Source organism: Pseudomonas sp. S1_G07 (assembly GCF_054668565.1).
Map to the genome: position 1 here is coordinate 2,504,180 of NZ_CP162778.1, position 19,111 is coordinate 2,523,290.

General features: G+C 61.3%; 18 protein-coding genes. 14 read left to right on the forward strand and 4 right to left on the reverse strand.

Annotated elements, in window-relative coordinates; all coding sequences use genetic code 11:
• Positions 1-117: 117 nt before the first annotated feature.
• Entirely contained in the window at positions 118-2,964 is a 2,847-nt protein-coding gene (rapA, locus tag AB4O05_RS11440; RefSeq protein ID WP_460130843.1) for an RNA polymerase-associated protein RapA, read from the reverse strand.
• Positions 2,965-3,182: 218 nt separating this feature from the next.
• Here rapA and AB4O05_RS11445 point away from each other — a divergent pair, with 218 nt between their 5' ends.
• The 3 genes from AB4O05_RS11445 to ccoM all read left to right on the forward strand — a co-directional run bounded on the left by AB4O05_RS11445 (position 3,183) and on the right by ccoM (position 4,052).
• On the forward strand, positions 3,183-3,524 hold the full coding sequence (locus AB4O05_RS11445; RefSeq protein ID WP_460130842.1) for an aspartate-semialdehyde dehydrogenase: 342 nt from the start codon (positions 3,183-3,185) through the stop codon (positions 3,522-3,524).
• Positions 3,525-3,630: 106 nt separating this feature from the next.
• Positions 3,631-3,792 carry a hypothetical protein gene (locus tag AB4O05_RS11450; RefSeq protein WP_460130839.1) on the forward strand — a complete coding sequence of 54 codons (162 nt, stop codon included), beginning with the start codon at positions 3,631-3,633 and terminating at the stop codon, positions 3,790-3,792.
• A 143-nt stretch (positions 3,793-3,935) separates the two neighbouring features.
• On the forward strand, positions 3,936-4,052 hold the full coding sequence (gene ccoM, locus AB4O05_RS11455; protein WP_460130837.1) for a cytochrome c oxidase subunit CcoM: 117 nt from the start codon (positions 3,936-3,938) through the stop codon (positions 4,050-4,052).
• A gap of 152 nt (positions 4,053-4,204) precedes the next feature.
• Here ccoM and AB4O05_RS11460 read toward each other — a convergent pair whose 3' ends face one another.
• Together AB4O05_RS11460 and AB4O05_RS11465 are read right to left on the reverse strand one after the other, a co-directional pair.
• The gene (locus AB4O05_RS11460) at positions 4,205-5,680 is read right to left on the reverse strand and encodes an inorganic phosphate transporter (RefSeq protein WP_460130834.1); all 1,476 of its coding nucleotides are present in this window, start codon (positions 5,678-5,680) and stop codon (positions 4,205-4,207) included.
• Between the two features lie 331 nt (positions 5,681-6,011).
• Positions 6,012-6,212: a hypothetical protein gene (locus AB4O05_RS11465; RefSeq protein ID WP_460137488.1), complete on the reverse strand. Its 201-nt coding sequence runs from the start codon at positions 6,210-6,212 to the stop codon at positions 6,012-6,014.
• Between the two features lie 555 nt (positions 6,213-6,767).
• On the opposite strand from AB4O05_RS11465, the gene pcaR reads away from it, so the two are divergent.
• From pcaR to pcaC, 11 genes are all read left to right on the forward strand, one after another.
• Positions 6,768-7,610: a pca regulon transcriptional regulator PcaR gene (pcaR, locus tag AB4O05_RS11470; RefSeq protein WP_460137487.1), complete on the forward strand. Its 843-nt coding sequence runs from the start codon at positions 6,768-6,770 to the stop codon at positions 7,608-7,610.
• Positions 7,611-7,758: 148 nt separating this feature from the next.
• Positions 7,759-9,099 (forward strand): aromatic acid/H+ symport family MFS transporter, encoded by a 1,341-nt coding sequence (locus AB4O05_RS11475; protein ID WP_460137486.1) that lies wholly within the window; start codon positions 7,759-7,761, stop codon positions 9,097-9,099.
• A 148-nt stretch (positions 9,100-9,247) separates the two neighbouring features.
• Positions 9,248-10,105 (forward strand): CoA transferase subunit A, encoded by an 858-nt coding sequence (locus AB4O05_RS11480; protein WP_460137485.1) that lies wholly within the window; start codon positions 9,248-9,250, stop codon positions 10,103-10,105.
• Entirely contained in the window at positions 10,102-10,884 is a 783-nt protein-coding gene (locus tag AB4O05_RS11485; RefSeq protein WP_460137484.1) for a CoA-transferase subunit beta, read from the forward strand. The genes AB4O05_RS11480 and AB4O05_RS11485 overlap by 4 nt, the downstream gene beginning before the upstream one ends.
• On the forward strand, positions 10,881-12,083 hold the full coding sequence (gene pcaF, locus AB4O05_RS11490; RefSeq protein WP_460137616.1) for a 3-oxoadipyl-CoA thiolase: 1,203 nt from the start codon (positions 10,881-10,883) through the stop codon (positions 12,081-12,083). Before AB4O05_RS11485 ends, pcaF begins: the two co-directional genes overlap by 4 nt.
• 17 nt (positions 12,084-12,100) lie before the next feature.
• The gene (gene pcaH, locus AB4O05_RS11495; RefSeq protein ID WP_460137483.1) at positions 12,101-12,805 is read left to right on the forward strand and encodes a protocatechuate 3,4-dioxygenase subunit beta; all 705 of its coding nucleotides are present in this window, start codon (positions 12,101-12,103) and stop codon (positions 12,803-12,805) included.
• A gap of 2 nt (positions 12,806-12,807) precedes the next feature.
• Positions 12,808-13,374 carry a protocatechuate 3,4-dioxygenase subunit alpha gene (gene pcaG / locus AB4O05_RS11500; protein ID WP_460137482.1) on the forward strand — a complete coding sequence of 189 codons (567 nt, stop codon included), beginning with the start codon at positions 12,808-12,810 and terminating at the stop codon, positions 13,372-13,374.
• Positions 13,375-13,544: 170 nt separating this feature from the next.
• Positions 13,545-14,840 carry an MFS family transporter gene (locus AB4O05_RS11505; RefSeq protein ID WP_460137480.1) on the forward strand — a complete coding sequence of 432 codons (1,296 nt, stop codon included), beginning with the start codon at positions 13,545-13,547 and terminating at the stop codon, positions 14,838-14,840.
• Between the two features lie 10 nt (positions 14,841-14,850).
• A complete protein-coding gene (locus tag AB4O05_RS11510; RefSeq protein ID WP_460137479.1) occupies positions 14,851-16,215 on the forward strand; it encodes a 3-carboxy-cis,cis-muconate cycloisomerase in 1,365 nt (454 codons plus the stop codon).
• 10 nt (positions 16,216-16,225) lie between these two features.
• Positions 16,226-17,017 carry a 3-oxoadipate enol-lactonase gene (gene pcaD, locus AB4O05_RS11515; protein WP_460137477.1) on the forward strand — a complete coding sequence of 264 codons (792 nt, stop codon included), beginning with the start codon at positions 16,226-16,228 and terminating at the stop codon, positions 17,015-17,017.
• Positions 17,018-17,027: 10 nt separating this feature from the next.
• Entirely contained in the window at positions 17,028-17,420 is a 393-nt protein-coding gene (pcaC, locus tag AB4O05_RS11520; RefSeq protein WP_460137476.1) for a 4-carboxymuconolactone decarboxylase, read from the forward strand.
• A gap of 73 nt (positions 17,421-17,493) precedes the next feature.
• On the opposite strand, the gene AB4O05_RS11525 is transcribed toward pcaC, so the two are convergent.
• On the reverse strand, positions 17,494-19,092 hold the full coding sequence (locus AB4O05_RS11525) for a M91 family zinc metallopeptidase (protein ID WP_460137475.1): 1,599 nt from the start codon (positions 19,090-19,092) through the stop codon (positions 17,494-17,496).
• Between the last annotated feature and the right edge of the window lie 19 nt (positions 19,093-19,111).

Below are 19,111 nucleotides of genomic sequence, written 5' to 3' on the forward strand. Positions count from 1 at the left end.
GGTTTTTCGCGAGCAAGCTCGCTCCTACAACAGTGACCGGGCAGTGCCCATGCCGAGCGGGGGCGCGTGGGCGAGCTTGCTCGCCACGGCCTCCTAGTCAGCAGGGCAGGGCGGTCATCAACCCGCCACCAATACCCGAATCGCCTCCAGTCGCAACGCCGCCTTGTCGAGCATGGCCAGGCCTTGCTCGCGCTGGTTGCGCAGGGCAACCAGCTCGCTGTCACGCACGGTCGGGTTGACCGCTTGCAACGCGGTCAGACGGGCGAGTTCTTCGTCGGTGTCCGCGGCCAGGCGACGTTTTGCCTCGGCCACACGCTCGGCGTGGCGCGGGGCGATCTTTTCTTCACCGGCGTTGATACGCGGCGTGAGTTGATCGCGCTGGGCCTGCACGAACTTGTTGGCGCTGGCCCGTGGCACGCTTTCGAGCTGGTCGTTCAACGTTTCGAACGAGACGCGGCCGGACAGATCGTTGCCAGTGGTATCCAGCAGGCAGCGCAGCGCCGCCGGCGGCAGGTAGCGGCCCAGTTGCAGTGCGCGCGGGGCCACCACTTCGCTGACGTAGAGCAGTTCCAGCAACACGGTGCCTGGCTTGAGCGCCTTGTTCTTGATCAGCGCCACCGCGGTGTTGCCCATCGAGCCGGACAGCACCAGGTCCATGCCGCCCTGCACCATCGGGTGTTCCCAGGTGATGAACTGCATGTCTTCGCGCGACAGCGCCTGGTTACGGTCGTAGGTGATGGTCACGCCTTCGTCGTCGCCCAGGGGGAAGCTGGCGTCGAGCATCTTCTCGCTGGGCTTGAGGATCAGTGCGTTTTCCGAATGGTCCTCGCTGTCGATGCCAAAGGCGTCGAACAGGGTTTCCATGTAGATCGGCAGGGCGAACTGGTCGTCTTGTTCAAGGATGTCTTCCACCAGCGCATCGCCTTCACCGGCGCCGCCGGAATTGAGTTCCAGCAGGCGGTCGCGGCCGGTGTGCAGTTCCTGTTCCAGGCGCTCGCGCTCGGCACGGGCTTCGTCGACCAGGGTTTGCCACTCGCCGTCGTCGGCATTCTCCAGCAGCGGCAGCAGGCGCGGGCCGAACTGATGCTGCAGGGCGTTGCCGGTCGGGCAGGTGTTGAGGAAGGCATTCAGTGCTTCGTGGTACCACTGGAACAGGCGCTCTTGCGGGCTGGTTTCCAGGTATGGCACGTGCAACTCGATCACATGTTTCTGGCCGATCCGGTCCAGACGGCCGATCCGCTGTTCCAGCAGGTCGGGGTGGGACGGCAGGTCGAACAGCACCAGGTGATGGGCAAACTGGAAGTTGCGGCCTTCACTGCCGATTTCCGAGCAGATCAGCACCTGGGCGCCGAATTCTTCATCGGCGAAGTAGGCGGCGGCGCGATCACGCTCGAGGATGTTCATGCCCTCGTGGAATACCGTGGCCGGGATGCCGGAGCGCACGCGCAGTGCGTCTTCCAGGTCCATGGCGGTTTCAGCGTGGGCACAGATCACCAGCACCTTGGTGCGCTTGAGCATTTTCAGCTGGTCGATCAGCCACTCGACCCGTGGGTCGAAGCGCCACCAGCGGTTTTCTTCTTCAATGTCCGGTTGCGACTGGAAACTGACTTCCGGGTACAGCTCGGCGTGTTCGCCCAGCGGCAATTCCAGGTATTCGTCCGGGTTCGGCAACGGGTAGGCGTGCAGCTTGCGTTCCGGGAAGCCCTGCACGGCGGCACGGGTGTTACGGAAGAGCACGCGGCCGGTGCCATGACGGTCGAGCAGTTCACGCACCAGGCGCGCACTGGCTTCGGCGTCGCCATCGTTGACGGCGGTGAGCAGCGCTTCGCCTTCGCTGCCAAGGAAACCCTGGATGGTTTTGTGCGCGGCGGGTGACAGGCGGCCCTTGTCGAGCAGCTCCTGCACGGCTTCGGCCACCGGGCGATAGTTCTCGCTCTCGGCGCGGAAGGCCAGCAGGTTGTGGAATCGGTTCGGGTCCAACAGGCGCAGGCGCGCGAAGTGGCTGTCCTGGCCCAGTTGTTCCGGGGTGGCGGTGAGCAGCAGCACGCCGGGGATGACCTCGGCCAGTTGCTCGACCAGGCTGTATTCCGGGCTGGCTTTATCTTCATGCCAGACCAGGTGGTGGGCTTCGTCGACCACCATCAGGTCCCAGCCCGCGGCGAACAGCGCGTCCTGGGCCTTTTCATCGTCCACCAGCCATTCCAGGGCCACCAGGGCCAGCTGGGTGTCTTCGAACGGGTTGGCGGCATCGCTTTCGATAAAGCGTTCTTCGTCGAACAGTGCAACCTGCAGGTTGAAGCGGCGGCGCATTTCCACCAGCCACTGGTGTTGCAGGTTTTCCGGCACGAGGATCAGCACGCGGCTGGCGCGGCCCGACAACAGCTGGCGATGGATCACCAGGCCGGCTTCGATGGTCTTGCCCAGGCCCACTTCGTCGGCCAGCAACACCCGCGGCGCGATACGGTCGGCGACTTCACGGGCGATATGCAATTGGTGAGCAATAGGTTGCGCACGCACGCCACCCAGGCCCCACAGCGAGGACTGCAACTGGCGGCTGGTGTGTTCCAGGGTGTGATAACGCAGCGAGAACCAGGCCAGCGGGTCGATCTGCCCGGCGAACAGGCGGTCGCTGGCCAGACGGAACTGGATAAAGTTGGAAAGTTGGGTTTCCGGCAGGGTGACCTGCTCGTTCTGCCCATTGAGGCCGTGGTAGACCAGCAGGCCGTCGACGTCGTCGACTTCCTGTACGGTCATTTTCCAGCCTTCGAAATGGGTGATGCTGTCGCCCGGCGAGAACCTCACGCGGGTGAGGGGCGCATTCCGTAGCGCATACTGGCGGGTGTCGCCAGTGGCCGGATAGAGCACGGTCAGCAAGCGACCGTCCTGTGCCAGAACGGTGCCTAACCCCAGCTCTGCTTCGCTGTCACTAATCCAGCGTTGCCCCGGTTGATACTGCTGCGCCATGCTGCCTGACTCCCGCCGTGAAAAAGCCGACTATCTTAACGGAACAAGGTCCTGAGCCAAAGGATTCTGACAAAAACAACGCCGTTCGGGTGGCGGTGTGCGCACGGAATCGACGGGTGGCGGGCACTTGCGAGTGTCGACTGGGTCACAGGTTGGCGAGCCCGCGCTCAAGTCGCCGCGTGGCCCGCCGACAGCCTGCTGACAGGAGAACAACTATCATGCTGCCACCTATGCTGCCCGTCAGCGTCGTACCGGTTACCTCGCAACTCGATCCGGTTCGCCAGAAACCGGATATCCCGCCCGTGGTTCCTGTTCAGGCGGGCTCCAACGAAAGCACCATCGACCTGAAAAAAGGCGATGCCGAGCAGTCGACTTTTTTGCTGCGTGAAGAACAACGCCGCCAGCAGGAACAACAGAAACGCCGGCGCGAAGCCGATGACGACCCGGACCAGCACCTGGCGATCCCGGGGGACGTGCTCAACGCCGACAACACCGTGCCCGTGGTGCCGCTGATCGAAGATGCGCCGCGCCAGGGCTTATGGGTAGACGTCGAGGTTTAACCGTGTAGTTCCCGGGCGAGAGCCTGCCTTTTGTCGCCTGCTGATTTGCCGTCGAGCGCAGGAGCCCGCATGATTAAGCCCTTCTCGCCACGACGTAAGCCAAGCCATGAGTGATGATGACAAGCTGATCGACCTGAATGCCGAACGCGCCAAGCGCGTGCATGACCTCAATGACAAGCGCCTGAATGAAGTTCGCCAGGCGTTTGAACACGCGATGCCGCTGGGTAAAACCAAGAAAAAGCCCAAGAACAAACCGAAAAAGCGTTAAACCGACCTGCATTTATTGATGCAGGTCAGTTATTGCCCTTCTTTACGCCCCGTTGCGGGCGACATTGATCTTCGTCAATTTTCCATTGTGCCTTCTCTATTAACTTAGCCCTATCGCAACAGGGCAAGCACGGGAGGCCGGTCATGTTTATCGATAATGTGGTGTTCGCCGGAGTGCTGACTGTAGGCCTCATGGTGCTGTTTTTTGTAGGGTTTGGGATTTTTATCTGGAAAGACGCGCACAAGCGTAAAAAACCATAAGTTTTTCCGGATTACATGAGCACGCAAGGCATTTTGGGCGACTTCGGTCGCCCTTTTTTTTGCTTATGATTTAACGCCGTTGATGAATACCGGCGCATAAAAAAAGGTGCGGTCCCCTGGGGGGCCGCACCTTCTTTTTCAGTTGCTGGCTATCAGTTGCCGAGTGCCTTGGAGGCCAGCCAGAACAGCCCGGCCGACAGGCCGACGGTCGCCGGCAAGGTCAGCACCCAAGCCATCAGGATGGTCTTGACCGTACCGCCTTGCAGGCCGCTTTTGTTGGCAACCATGGTGCCAGCCACGCCAGAAGACAGCACGTGGGTGGTGGACACCGGCAGGGCGAAGATATTGGCGAAACCAATCATGGTGGCCGTGGTGATTTGCGCCGACATGCCTTGGGCATAGGTCATGCCCTGCTTGCCGATCTTCTCGCCGATGGTCAGTACCACCCGTTTCCAGCCGACCATGGTGCCCAGGCCGAGGGCCAGTGCGACCGCGAGGATCACCCAGAACGGTGCGTACTCGGTAGTAGCGGTCAGGTCTTTGCGCAGCTTGTCCAGGTCAGCCTTCTCGCGTGCATCGAGGCCCGGCAGCTTGCCGACTTTCTTGGCCGTGTCGTCCAGGCAGAGCAGGTAGCGACGCACTTCGATACGCTGATCGGCGTTCAGCGAGTGGTAGTCGGAGACACCTTTCAAGGTACTGACGAGTGCGTTGATGGTGGGCTCGGTCTGCTGCGGGTTGCATCGGAACTTGCCCGGCAGATCGTCCTTCACGCTCTTGCCCAGCGCGAGGAACTCGCCGAGCGTGTCGTTATTGCGTTGGTAGAACTGGCTCAAATGCACGGTAGCGTCGCGAGTCCGCTCGATCTGGTAGGTAGTGCTGCGCAGGTCAAGCACGAACTGCGCAGGCACGATACCGATCAGCACCAGCATGATCAGACCGATACCTTTCTGGCCATCGTTGGAACCGTGCACGAAGCTCACGGCCATGGCGGAAATCACCAATACCAGGCGGTTCCAGAACGGTGGATGCTTCTTGTCGTCGAGCTTGCGGCGCTGGTCCGGGGTCTTGTGCATCTTCGACAGCGGACGCCACCACTTCAGGCCGAGCAGCACGAGCGCCGCGACCAAAAAGCCGGCCATCGGCGAGAACACCAGCGACGCGCCGATATCAATAGCCTTCTGCCAGTTCACACCGTCAGCCAAAGGGATATCGTTGATCAAGGCATTGGCCAGGCCGACACCGAGGATCGAGCCGATCAGCGTGTGGGAGCTGGAGGCGGGGATGCCGAAGTACCAGGTACCCAGGTTCCAGGTAATCGCCGCCGCCAATAAAGAGAAGACCATGGCCAGGCCGTGGCCGGTGTTCACATTGATCAGCAACTCCACCGGCAGCAAGTGCACGATGGCGTAGGCGACGCCGACACCACCGAGCAACACGCCGAGGAAATTGAACACCCCGGAGAAGAACACGGCCAGATGCGGCGGCATGGCTTTGGTATAGATGACTGTGGCCACCGCGTTAGCGGTGTCATGAAAGCCATTGATGAACTCGAAGGCGAGGACAAAGGCCAGGGCGAGCAACAGGCTCACGAGAACCCAAGCATCCAGTCCGCTGAATAAATCGATCATGAAGGTTTTCTGACCCGGTCGTAAGGGGGCGCGATTATGCCAGAAAACCTCGCTAATCGATGCACTAGCTGCTCATCGGTAACAATCTTCCTTGAAAAAAAACCGGCGAAAGGCGGCCATCCCAGGGTTTTCGGGGCTTTGGCAAGTCTTTGATTTATATAGTGCGCGGGCGAAATGACACGATTTCGTCATCGAAGCGTCATATCTGAAACATTTGTATGAAATTTTACAGGCTATAGCAGGATGCTGGCCTTCAACCCCGCAGGAGGTGCCCCCCGCCGATGATGAGTCGACGGAGACAGCACGGTCCCAGAGGCTCGAATCGAAGCGCTTATGGCTCTTCTGCCTTGAGTTCCTGTTCAATCTTTTGGATTTCCTGGGCAAATGCCTGGTCGAGCAGGCTGGCGCGTTTACGCCATGGTTTGCGCTCGGGTTCAGGCTGGGCGGCGTAGGTGGTGACTTCCCCGCCGTAAACTTCCTTGTAACGTTGCTCCTGGCGCTCAAGTTCCGCGCGCAGTTCATCTTTCGTCACATTGTTACCTAATTGAGTGAGTGTAATTACGTTGCAGCGTTGTGCCTGAATGCCGCCCTCGACATGTTCAAAGTTGAACCCATGATCGATTCAACTTTGAAAGAGATACGAGGGGCCACTTGTTATGGCGGTCATTCGAAGCAGGTAGTTGCAGTCTGCAATGCACGGCATGTGCATGACTTGGCGAGTTCCGATCCCGATGGAAACCGGGCTGACCTCCGCACAGGGTGCATTATAGCGGCGCATTTGAATAACACTATCGGCATAAAGTTAAAAACCGTCAACTTTATGTGAGTGTTTTGTTACACGCGTGCGTCAGTAGTTGTACAAACTCTGGCGTCATGAGTAGCACCCCACATTAGACGCTATAAAATACCGCTTAACTTTGCCGTGGCAGGCGCGTGTGCAGCGCTCTTGCGCCATTAAATTGCGATAATCGCATGCTTGTCCGATAATCGCCCCGGTGTTTTCGCCCTTGCCTTGTGCATCCCGGCCAGCGCGGCTTGTAATGGCAGCCCAATTCCTGCGGTTGACAATAAGAGAAAGGATCCACACATGAACGATCAATTGCGCAACTCTTTCGCGTCAGCGGCGCCGCCGATCGTTGCCTCACCGGCCAAGCGTATCCAGGCGTTTACTGGTGATCCGGATTTCATGACCTCCCTGGCCCGTGGCCTGGCCGTGGTGCAGGCGTTCCAGGAACGCAAGCGCCACCTGACGATCGCCCAGATCAGCCACCGCACCGAAATCCCTCGCGCCGCCGTACGCCGTTGCCTGCATACCCTGATCAAACTCGGCTACGCCACCACCGACGGGCGTACCTACTCGCTGCTGCCCAAAGTGTTGACCCTGGGCCATGCCTACCTGTCGTCCACACCGCTGGCCGTGTCGGCCCAACCCTACCTGGACCGCATGAGCGAGCAGTTGCACGAAGCCTGCAACATGGCCACCCTCGAAGGCGATGACATCCTCTACATCGCCCGTTCTGCCACCACCCAGCGCCTGATTTCCGTGGACCTGTCGGTGGGCGGGCGTTTGCCGGCTTATTGCACCTCCATGGGCCGCATCCTGCTCGCAGCGCTGGACGATGCCTCGTTGCAGGACTACCTCGACCACGCCGACCTGCCGACCAAGACCAGCCGCACCCTCACCACCCCCGAAGCCTTGTTCGAATGCCTGCAGCAGGTGCGGCAGCAGGGCTGGTGTATCGTCGACCAGGAACTGGAACAGGGCCTGCGCTCCATCGCCGTGCCGGTGTATGACGCGTCGGGCCAGGTGTTGGCCGCGCTCAATGTCAGCACCCATGCCGGGCGGGTCAGCCGCAGCGAGCTGGAGCAACGCTTCCTGCCGAGCATGCTCAGCGCCAGCCGTGAGTTGAGTGCGCAACTGTTTGCTTAAGCTGTTCGGTGATCGCACAGATCCCGGCTGGATCAATTGACGCTGTTTCCCCAGGCTTATTACTGTGCGGCAGCGCTCCAGGGGGGGCGTGACTCATAATAACGACGACCTCAGGTTGTCAGCCCGCCATTGGTGTGGAATAAAAATAATGAATCAGCCTTCTGTTGGCACCACCCTGGACGTGCAGTCCTTTATCAACACCCAGCCACTGTCCCGCTACCAGTGGCGCGTGGTGATCCTGTGTTTCCTGATTGTTTTCCTCGATGGCCTCGATACTGCGGCGATGGGCTTTATCGCGCCTGCGTTATCCCAGGACTGGGGCATCGACCGCGCCAGCCTTGGCCCGGTGATGAGCGCCGCGTTGATCGGCATGGTATTTGGCGCGCTGGGCTCCGGGCCGCTGGCCGACCGTTTTGGCCGCAAAGTCGTGCTGGTGGGCGCGGTGCTGGTGTTTGGCGCCTTCAGCCTGGCGTCTGCCTACAGCGCTAACGTCGATCAACTGCTGGTGCTGCGCTTTCTCACCGGGCTGGGCCTGGGCGCGGGAATGCCCAACGCCACCACGCTGCTCTCTGAATACACCCCCGAGCGCCACAAGTCGTTGCTGGTGACCAGCATGTTCTGCGGTTTCAACCTGGGCATGGCCGGTGGCGGGTTTATCTCGGCCAAGCTGATCCCGGCGTTCGGCTGGCATAGCCTGCTGCTGATCGGCGGCATTCTGCCGTTGATCCTGGTCGTGGTGCTGTTGGTGTGGTTGCCGGAATCGGCGCGTTACCTGGTGGTGCGCAACCGTGGTACCGACAAGGTGCGCAAGACCTTATCCCCCATCGAGCCTGTGCTCGTCGCCCAGGCCGTTGCCTTCAGCGTGCCGGAACAAAAAACCGTCAAGGCCCGCAACGTGTTCGCGGTGATCTTCTCCGGCACTTACAGCTCCGGCACCTTACTGTTGTGGCTCACCTACTTCATGGGCCTGGTGATTGTTTACCTGCTGACCAGTTGGCTGCCGACCCTGATGCGTGACAGCGGCGCCAGCATGGAACAGGCCGCGTTTATTGGTGCGTTGTTCCAGTTGGGAGGCGTATTGAGTGCGGTCGGCGTGGGGTGGGCGATGGACCGCTTCAATCCCCACAAGGTCATCGGCACTTTCTACCTGCTGGCCGGGGTGTTTGCCTACGCGGTAGGGCAGAGCCTGGGCAACATTACCCTGTTGGCCACCTTGGTGTTGATTGCCGGCATGTGCGTCAACGGGGCGCAATCGGCGATGCCCTCCCTGGCGGCACGTTTCTACCCGACCCAGGGCCGCGCCACCGGCGTATCGTGGATGCTCGGCATCGGCCGCTTCGGCGCGATCCTCGGTGCCTGGATGGGCGCCACCTTGCTGGGCCTGGGGTGGAACTTCGAGCAGGTGCTCACCGCGCTGGTGATCCCGGCTGCCCTGGCCACCGCAGCCGTGGTGATCAAGGGCATGGTCAGCCATGCGGATGCGACGTGAAGATGATTGATAGCTTGCCAACAATTGGTTCGATAATCGAACGCTTAGTCGATTATCGGATTGTTTGGTGCATGTCCCCGGCTTAATCTTCAAGCACTTCGGCGCCACCTCAGCGCCTTTTTCAATCAACACCGGGAGCCCACCCCCCATGGCTGAAATCCTCACCCTGCGTGATGCGGTCAAGCGCTTCGTGAACGACGGCGATACCGTCGCCCTTGAAGGCTTTACCCATCTGATTCCAACGGCGGCAGGTCATGAAATCATTCGTCAGGGCAAGAAAGACCTGACGCTGGTGCGCATGACTCCCGACCTGGTCTACGACCAGTTGATTGGTGCCGGCTGTGCGCGCAAGTTGATTTTCTCCTGGGGCGGCAACCCGGGCGTGGGCTCCCTGCACCGCCTGCGTGACGCGGTCGAGAAGCAGTGGCCGCAGGCGCTGGAGATCGAGGAGCACAGCCACGCCGACCTGGCCAATGCCTACGTCGCCGGGGCTTCCGGCCTGCCGTTCGCGGTACTGCGTGCCTACGCCGGCTCCGACCTGCCCAAGGTCAACCCGCTGATCAAGACTGTGACCTGCCCGTTCACCGGCGAAGTGCTGGCGGCGGTGCCCTCGGTACGCCCGGATGTCAGTGTGATCCACGCCCAGAAAGCCGACCGCAAGGGCAACGTGTTGCTTTGGGGCATTCTCGGGGTGCAGAAGGAAGCGGCGTTGGCGGCCAAGCGCTGCATCGTCACCGTGGAAGAAATCGTCGACGACCTGAATGCACCGATGAACAGCTGCGTCTTGCCGACCTGGGCCCTGACTGCGGTGTGCCATGTGCCCGGTGGCGCCCACCCGTCCTACGCCCACGGCTACAACGAGCGTGATAATCGCTTCTACCAGGCGTGGGACCCGATCGCCCGCGACCGTGCGACCTTTACCGCCTGGATCGACGAATACATCCACGGCACGGCTGATTTCAGTGAATTCCAGGCCAAGCTGGCCACCGCGCAGGAGGCCAAGTGATGGCTTACTCGACCAATGAAATGATGACCGTCGCCGCCGCGCGCCGCCTCCAGAACGGTTCGGTGTGCTTTGTCGGCATCGGCCTGCCTTCCAAGGCGGCCAACCTGGCTCGCCTGACCTCGTCGCCCGACGTGGTGTTGATCTACGAGTCGGGCCCGATTGGTGCCAAGCCCAGCGTACTGCCGCTGTCCATCGGTGATGGCGAACTGGCGGAAACCGCCGACACCGTCGTGCCAACCGGCGAGATCTTTCGCTACTGGCTGCAAGGCGGGCGCATTGACGTGGGCTTCCTCGGTGCGGCCCAGGTCGATCGTTTCGGCAATATCAACACCACCGTGGTCGGCGACTATCACCAGCCCAAGGTGCGCCTGCCGGGGGCCGGTGGCGCGCCGGAAATCGCCGGCTCGGCCAAGAGCGTGCTGATCATTCTCAAGCAGTCCTCCCGTTCGTTTGTCGACAAGCTGGACTTCATCACCTCCGTCGGCCACGGCGAAGGCGGCGATTCGCGCAAGCGCCTGGGCCTGCCGGGTGCTGGCCCGGTCGGGATTATTACCGACCTGTGCATCATGGAGCCGGAAGAGGGCACCCATGAATTCGTGGTCACCGCACTGCACCCAGGCGTGACCCGCGAGCAAGTGGTGGCCGCCACCGGTTGGGCGATCCGCTTTGCCGACCAGGTGAGCACCACCGCCGAACCCACCGAGGGGGAGTTGACCGCCCTGCGTGATCTTGAAGCCCGCACGGCCGCTGCCCATGGCCAAGCCCCCGGAGAAGCCTGATGCGCGACGTATTTATCTGTGATGCCATCCGTACCCCCATCGGCCGTTTCGGCGGTGGCCTGGCGACCGTGCGCGCCGACGACCTGGCCGCATTGCCGATCAAGGCGCTGATCGAGCGCAACCCGTCGGTGGACTGGACGGCAGTGGACGAAGTGTTTCTCGGCTGTGCCAACCAGGCCGGCGAAGACAACCGCAACGTCGCGCGCATGGCGCTGTTGCTCGCCGGCCTGCCGGAGAGTATTCCCGGCGTGACCCTCAACCGTTTGTGTGCTTCGGGCATGGACGCCATCGGCACCGCCTTTCGCGCCATCGCCAGCGGTGAGATGGAGCTGGCAATTGCCGGCGGCGTCGAGTCGATGTCCCGTGCGCCGTTCGTGATGGGCAAGGCCGATGCGGCGTTTTCGCGCAACATGAAGCTCGAAGACACCACCATCGGTTGGCGCTTTATCAACCCGTTGATGAAGGCGCAGTACGGCGTGGATGCCATGCCGCAGACCGCCGATAACGTCGCCGACGACTACAAGGTATCGCGTGCCGACCAGGACGCCTTTGCCCTGCGCAGCCAGCAACGCACCGCCGCCGCGCAAGCCGCCGGGTTCTTCGCTGAAGAAATCGTGCCGGTGCGGGTCGCCCATAAAAAAGGCGAAACCGTGGTAGCACAGGATGAGCACCCAAGGGACACCACCCTGGAAACCCTGGCCAAACTCAAACCGGTCAATGGCCCCGACAAGACCGTTACCGCCGGCAATGCCTCGGGCGTCAATGACGGCGCCGCCGCGCTGATTCTCGCCTCGGCCGACGCCGTCAAGAAACACGGCCTGACCGCTCGCGCCCGCGTCCTGGGCATGGCCAGTGCTGGCGTCGCCCCGCGAGTGATGGGCATCGGCCCGGTGCCGGCGGTGCGCAAGCTGGTGGAGCGCCTGGGCCTGGCGGTCACTGACTTTGACGTCATCGAACTCAATGAAGCCTTCGCCAGCCAAGGCCTGGCGGTGCTGCGCGAGTTGGGTATCGCCGACGACGCGCCTCAGGTCAACCCGAATGGCGGCGCCATTGCCCTTGGCCATCCCTTGGGCATGAGCGGCGCGCGGCTGGTGCTCACCGCCCTGCATCAGCTTGAGAACACTGGTGGACGCAAAGGCCTGGCGACCATGTGTGTGGGCGTCGGCCAAGGGTTGGCATTGGCGATTGAACGTATCTAATAAGAGAGGATTGCTCCATGAGTGATAAGCCCGGTTACCGGCGCCCGCAAGCGGGAACCCAACCTGATTACCTGCATCCGGCCTACCAGTCGACGAACCTGCGTTCGCCGTCCCAGCCGTTGGTGTTCCTGCCCCATTCCTTGTCGGAAATCACCGGCCCGACCATCGGTGCCGAGCGGGTCTTCGAGAAGGACAACGACCTGACTGCCCAGCACGACGGCGAACCTCAGGGCGAGCGCATCATCATCCACGGCCGCGTGCTGGATGAAAACGGCCTGCCGGTGCCGGGCATCCTCGTGGAAATCTGGCAGGCCAACGCGGCCGGCCGCTACAAGCACAAAGGTGACCAGCACGACGCACCGCTGGACCCCAATTTCACCGGCACCGGGCGCACCATCACCGACGCCGATGGCTGGTACCAGTTCCAAACCATCAAGCCCGGTGCTTACCCGTGGGGCAATCACCACAACGCATGGCGCCCCGCGCATATCCACTTTTCGCTGTTCGGCCCCAGTGTGCTCACGCGCCTGGTGACGCAGATGTATTTCCCCGGCGACCCACTGCTGGAATACGACCCGATCTACAACTGCGTGCCCGATACCCGCGCCAAGGAACGCCTGATTGCGCGTTTCGACCTGGAAAAAACCATTCCTTCCTATGCCCTCGGCTACCGCTGGGACATCGTCCTGCGCGGCCGCGACGCCACGCCGATGGAGAAATGAACATGAGCCTTTACGCAACCACGTCCCACACCGTCGGGCCGTACTATCACATTGGTCTGACCTGGCTGAACCGCGAAGACTTGACCACCGCCGCCACCCTCGGCGAGCGCGTGGCGATCAGCGGGCAAGTGGTGGATGGCAACGGTGATGTGGTCAACGACGCCATGCTCGAAGTCTGGCAGGCCAATGCCGCCGGCAAGTACGACCACCCCGAGGATGAGCAGGACAAGGCGGTCGATCCGAATTTTGAAGGCTTCGGCCGCGTACCGGTGGATGCCGAAGGGCGCTTTCGCTTTACCACCATCAAGCCGGGCAGCGTGCCGGGGGTGAAGGGCACCACCCAGGCGCCGCACCTGGTGGTGCTGGTATTTGCCCGTGGTTTGGTCAAGCACCTGCTCACGCGGATTTACTTTGACGGTGAGGCACTGAACGGCGACGACCCGTTGCTGGCCTGTGTGCCGGCAGAGCGACGCGGCACCTTGATTGCTCAGCAGGATGGGGCAGGGGTGTATCAGTGGAATGTGATCTTGCAGGGCACCGATAAGGAAACGGTGTTCTTCGATTATTGATGGGTGTTAGTTGCAAGCTTCAAGCTGCAAGCTGTAAGCCTCAAGGAAAAGCAGCTCTCCTCTTGCAGCTTGAAACTTGCAGCTTGAAACTGATAACTGCACCAAATGCGGAACATGGTTGTTGCAAAGTATGTCTAGGCTATAACCGTTCCCACTGAGTGAAAACAATCATGACAACCACCACCAGTCACTACACCGCAGAAGAACGCGGCAAACGGATCTTTGCGATTGTCGGTGCCTCCTCCGGCAACCTGGTCGAATGGTTCGACTTCTACGTCTACTCCTTCTGCGCCATTTACTTCGCCCCGGCGTTTTTTCCGTCGGACGATCCCACCGTGCAGTTGCTGAACACCGCCGGTGTATTCGCCGCCGGGTTTCTGATGCGCCCCATCGGTGGCTGGTTGTTTGGCCGCGTGGCTGACAAGCACGGTCGCAAAAACTCAATGATGATCTCGGTGCTGATGATGTGCGCCGGTTCCCTGGTCATTGCCTTCCTGCCCACCTACAAGGACATCGGTGCCTGGGCCCCGGCGTTACTGTTGGTGGCGCGGCTGTTCCAGGGGTTGTCGGTGGGGGGCGAATACGGCACCACCGCGACCTACATGAGTGAAGTCGCGCTCAAGGGCCAGCGCGGGTTCTTCGCCTCGTTCCAATACGTGACCCTGATCGGCGGCCAGCTGCTGGCGGTGCTGGTGGTGGTCATCCTGCAACAGTTCCTCAGCGAAGAAGAGCTGCGCGCCTGGGGCTGGCGGATTCCGTTTGTGATCGGCGCGATCGCGGCAGTGATTTCGCTGTTGCTGCGTCGCACCCTCAAAGAAACCACCACCAAGGAAATACGCGAAGACAAGGATGCCGGCAGCATTGCCGCGCTGTTTCGTGACCACGGTAAAGCCTTCATCACGGTGCTGGGCTACACCGCCGGCGGTTCGCTGATTTTCTACACCTTCACCACGTACATGCAGAAGTACCTGGTGAATACCGTCGGCATGCACGCCAAGACGTCGAGCTACATCATGACCGGTGCGCTGTTTCTGTACATGTGCATGCAGCCGCTGTTCGGCATGTTGGCCGACAAGATCGGCCGGCGTAATTCGATGCTGTGGTTCGCCGGCCTGGGCACCGTGTTCACTGTGCCGATCCTGCTGACCCTGAAGACCGTGACCAGTCCGTTCCTGGCGTTTGTACTGATCACCCTGGCGTTGGCCATCGTCAGTTTCTACACCTCGATCAGCGGCCTGGTGAAAGCGGAAATGTTTCCACCACAAGTCCGGGCCCTGGGTGTGGGCCTGGCCTACGCCGTGGCCAATGCGATCTTTGGCGGTTCAGCCGAAGTGGTCGCCCTGGGCCTCAAATCCATTGGCCTGGAAAACGCCTTCTATTGGTACGTGACCGCAATGATGGCGGTGGCCTTCCTGTTCAGCCTGCGTTTGCCCAAGCAGGCGGCGTACCTGCACCACGATTTGTAAGGACTGATTTATGACACTGCGCACGAGCAACCAACTGTTCGACGCTTACTTCACGGCGGACAGCATGGCCGAGGTGTTCTGTGACCAGGGCCGCCTGCAGGGCATGCTGGATTTCGAAGCCGGGTTGGCCAGAGCCGAGGCGCGGGTCGGGTTGATCCCGCAGGCCGCCGTCGCCCCGATTGCCCAGGCATGCCTGGCGTCGCTGTACGATGTGGACGCCCTCGGCGCGGCGATTGCCACGGCGGGGAACTCGGCGATTCCGTTGGTAAAGGCGTTGGGCACGTTGATTGCCAGCGAAGACGCCGGCGCCGAGCGCTACGTGCACCTGGGCGCCACCAGCCAGGATGTGATGGACACCGGCCTGGTGTTGCAACTGCGCCGCGCCGTGGAATTGATCGAAGCCGACTTGGCTCGGCTGGGCGCCGTACTTGCCGCCCAGGCGCAGCATTATGCCGATGTGCCATTGGCCGGGCGCACCTGGTTGCAGCACGCAACACCGGTGACCCTGGGCATGAAAATCGCCGGTTGGCTGGGCGCGGTCACCCGCAACCGGCAACGTCTCGCCGAACTCAAACCACGCTTGCTGGTGCTGCAGTTCGGCGGTGCGTCCGGCACCTTGGCGGCCCTTGGCGACCAGGCCCTACCCGTGGCCGAAGCCCTGGCGGCGGAGTTGCAACTGAGCCTGCCCGAACAACCCTGGCATACCCAGCGTGACCGTCTGGTGGAATTCGCCAGTGTTCTTGGCCTTATCGCCGGCAGCCTCGGCAAGCTGGGCCGTGACCTCAGCCTGCTGATGCAGACCGAAGCCGCCGAAGTATTCGAACCCTCGGCGCCGGGCAAGGGCGGTTCGTCCACCATGCCGCACAAACGCAACCCGGTGGGCGCCGCCGTGCTGATCAGCGCCGCCACCCGTGTGCCGGGGTTGGTATCGACGATGTTCAGTGCCATGCCCCAGGAACACGAACGCAGCCTGGGCCTGTGGCATGCCGAATGGGAAACCTTGCCGCAGATTTGCCGCCTGGTCTCCGGCGCGCTGCAGCAGGCGCTGCTGGTGAGCGAGGGGTTGGAAGTCGACCCCGAGCGCATGCAGCACAACCTCGACCTGACCCAGGGCCTGGTGTTGGCCGAAGCGGTCAGCATCGTGCTGGCCCAGCGCCTGGGCCGCGAAACCGCGCACCATCTGCTGGAGCAATGCTGCAAACGTGCCGTTGCCGAACACCGTCATTTGCGCGCGGTACTGGCGGATGAACCGCAGGTCACCGCCGAACTGTCAGGCGCCGAACTGGACCGCCTGCTCGACCCGGCCCACTACCTGGGCCAGGCGCGCACCTGGGTCAGCCGCGCTGTAACCGAACATTTTGAACTGACTGCCTGAGGAGACCGCTGTGGCTTTTGTACAACTCGCCGAGGGCGAACTGCATTACCAACTGGATGGGCCCGTTGACGCGCCGGTACTGGTGCTGTCCAACTCCCTGGGTACCGATCTGCATATGTGGGACCTCCAGATCCCGGCCTTCACCGAACATTTTCGCGTATTGCGCTTCGACACCCGTGGCCATGGCCAATCCCTGGTGACCGCAGGGCCGTACAGCATCGAGCAACTGGGCCGCGACGTGATCGCACTGCTGGATGCGCTGGACATTCAACGCGCGCATTTCTGCGGGCTGTCCATGGGCGGCTTGATCGGCCAATGGCTGGGTATCCACGCCGGTGAGCGCCTGCAGCGCCTGGTGGTGTGCAACACCGCCGCCAGGATCGGTACGCCGGAGATCTGGAACCCACGCATCGAAATGGTCTTGCAAGACGGCGCGAAGGCCATGGTGGCGCTGCGCGATGCCTCCATTGCGCGCTGGTTCACCGCCGACTTCGCCACGACCAACCCGCACCAGGTCCAGCAGATCACCGACATGCTCGCGGCCACCTCGCCTCAAGGCTACGCCGCCAATTGCGCGGCGGTGCGTGATGCGGATTTTCGCGAGCAACTGTCCTCGATCCAGGTGCCGACCCTGGTGGTCGCCGGCACCGAAGATGCGGTCACGCCGCCGGCCGGTGGGCACTTTATCCAGAGCCACGTGACGGGCGCCGAGTACGTCGAGTTCCACGCCGCGCACCTGTCCAATGTTCAAGCCGGTGCTGCGTTCAGCGACCGGGTGATTAAATTCCTGCTTGCCCGCTGAGGAGTCTTTCGTGGACGAGAAACAACGTTACGCCGAGGGCCTGCAAGTGCGCCGCGAAGTGCTGGGCGACGCCCATGTCGACCGCAGCCTCAACGCCCTGACCGAGTTCAACAGCGAGTTCCAGGACATGATCACCCGTCACGCCTGGGGTGACATCTGGACCCGCCCCGGCCTGCCTCGACACACGCGCAGCTTGATTACCATCGCCATGCTGATCGGCATGAACCGCAATGAAGAATTGAAACTGCATCTGCGTGCGGCCGCCAGCAACGGCGTGACCCGTGCCGAGATCAAGGAGGTGCTGATGCAGAGCGCGATCTACTGCGGGATTCCGGCGGCGAATGCCACGTTCCATTTGGCTGAATCGGTGTGGGATGAGTTGGGCGTCGAGTCGCGGGCCTGATCATCCGGCGCGCTTCGGCGGCGGGCCCCTGGCAACCGCCTCATGGCTGAGGCGGTTGCCAGATGGCAGGTCATTATTCGTCGGCGTTGGGGAGCATGTAATACCGAGTGCGCAAGGGAAACCCCATTTCTTCGCGCAAGCCATTTTCTGTCAGCGCTTTGGGATTGGTGTTCGTGGGAGGTGTAGAGGGGGCGTTGTCGATATCGAACGCAGGAGCATTCGTCTCCTGGCCCAAGGCCTGAAGCTCCAGATTGGGTACTGGATAGTCCTCGCCTGGGGGATTTGAACGTCCTGGCAGCAGGGTACCGTTCGCGCCGTTATAAGCGTGGGAAAGTTCGTGGTAAAGGCTGTTTATCGGCAAAGCATCATAGTGAGGGTTCGTGAACTTTGCATTGTGATGCACGCTGGCTCCCTTGGCCGCGGCGCCTCTCTGGTCGTTCTCGATAAAACCAAGCTGGGGAGACTCTTCGATACCCTCGTAATCTTCCAACGCGTCATCTTTTTTTCGAGTGAAGTCGTTTGCGTATGCGTAGTTGGAACTGGCCGCTTCCGTTTCCTTCAAGTCGATAGGCGCACCGTTGCGTTGGGCGGCGTTGTCCAACTCAGCCAGCATCTTTTGGGCCGTGGGTGAACTTCTTAATAACGCCAAGTCATCCTCGGTTCGCTGTTTGAACGCATCGGAGCCGACAATGTTGAACGCGGCCTTGCCCGCGTTGTTGTCGATCTTGACTTGTTTCAACGTTGAGCCGACCACGCGTGAAATGCGGTCGCCCGCCGTTGCAAAGATTTTGTCGTTGGTACTTCTGCTCAGCACAACGTCTCGGCCTTGGCCGGTGTAGAACGTGGTTCGGCCGGTGCCGATCATCAGGTCGTCGCCGGCCCCGCCGTGAGCCACGGTAAAGGGGCTTTGGCTGACGATAAGGTCGTTTCCGTTGCCTCCGTCCACATGGGCAAATGTGCCCTTGCCGCCCACGCCGGAAAACAGCCGGTCGTTACCATTGTTGCCGTAGATGACGGCTTTTCCGGTACCTCCCCGGATCGTGTCATTTCCATCATTGCCTTCAGCATAGGACGTACCGCGGCCGAGCGTGATTTCATCATCGCCAGCGCCACCGTAGACATTCATCTCGCCACTGCCGAGCGCGTCGATCCTGTCGCGCCCACTGCCGGCCTCGATGGTGACAGGGATGTTGACAGAAGGATCGACCCGTATCGCGTCATCCCCACCTTTTGACTTGACGTGTAGCCCTGCAAGGAAGAAGTCATTGCGTGGAAGTTTGATTTGATAAGGACGGCCATTGACCTTCACGCCGATTTCATTGTTTGGCAGTGATTGGATGTCGATCCTGTCGTCTTTGTCCCCCGTTTCAATGACGAAGCGGCCGTCCTCGTTAAAGGGCGGCCCCTTTTTCTCCGTGAGCCAAGTGGATTCGTACGAGACCTTGATTTGGTCATCCTGAAACACGGGGGTGGTATTGACGTATTTTGGGTACTTTTGTACGTAATATTGATCGCTGGTTAATCGGGATGCAGATGTGAAACGCCCCAGGAAATCGTCATGGCTTGGACGTCTCCTGGGCGGTGCCTTGAGGGTCGGTGAGGGAGCGTTGCTGGAAGCTTCGCCTAAGGCAGGTGGCAGGCTGGAGGGGGCGAACGGTACCGGACTTATCATTAGCGCTCTACTCTCTGTG

Coding starts and splice junctions, on each gene's coding strand:
- pcaH (WP_460137483.1), top strand. CDS start 12,101: ATGAGTGATAAGCCCGGTTACCGGCGCCCGCAAGCGGGAACCCAACCT.
- AB4O05_RS11480 (WP_460137485.1), top strand. CDS start 9,248: ATGGCTGAAATCCTCACCCTGCGTGATGCGGTCAAGCGCTTCGTGAAC.
- AB4O05_RS11475 (WP_460137486.1), top strand. CDS start 7,759: ATGAATCAGCCTTCTGTTGGCACCACCCTGGACGTGCAGTCCTTTATC.
- AB4O05_RS11510 (WP_460137479.1), top strand. CDS start 14,851: ATGACACTGCGCACGAGCAACCAACTGTTCGACGCTTACTTCACGGCG.
- pcaG (WP_460137482.1), top strand. CDS start 12,808: ATGAGCCTTTACGCAACCACGTCCCACACCGTCGGGCCGTACTATCAC.
- AB4O05_RS11505 (WP_460137480.1), top strand. CDS start 13,545: ATGACAACCACCACCAGTCACTACACCGCAGAAGAACGCGGCAAACGG.
- AB4O05_RS11445 (WP_460130842.1), top strand. CDS start 3,183: ATGCTGCCACCTATGCTGCCCGTCAGCGTCGTACCGGTTACCTCGCAA.
- ccoM (WP_460130837.1), top strand. CDS start 3,936: ATGTTTATCGATAATGTGGTGTTCGCCGGAGTGCTGACTGTAGGCCTC.
- AB4O05_RS11460 (WP_460130834.1), bottom strand. CDS start 5,680: ATGATCGATTTATTCAGCGGACTGGATGCTTGGGTTCTCGTGAGCCTG.
- AB4O05_RS11450 (WP_460130839.1), top strand. CDS start 3,631: ATGAGTGATGATGACAAGCTGATCGACCTGAATGCCGAACGCGCCAAG.
- pcaR (WP_460137487.1), top strand. CDS start 6,768: ATGAACGATCAATTGCGCAACTCTTTCGCGTCAGCGGCGCCGCCGATC.
- rapA (WP_460130843.1), bottom strand. CDS start 2,964: ATGGCGCAGCAGTATCAACCGGGGCAACGCTGGATTAGTGACAGCGAA.
- AB4O05_RS11525 (WP_460137475.1), bottom strand. CDS start 19,092: ATGATAAGTCCGGTACCGTTCGCCCCCTCCAGCCTGCCACCTGCCTTA.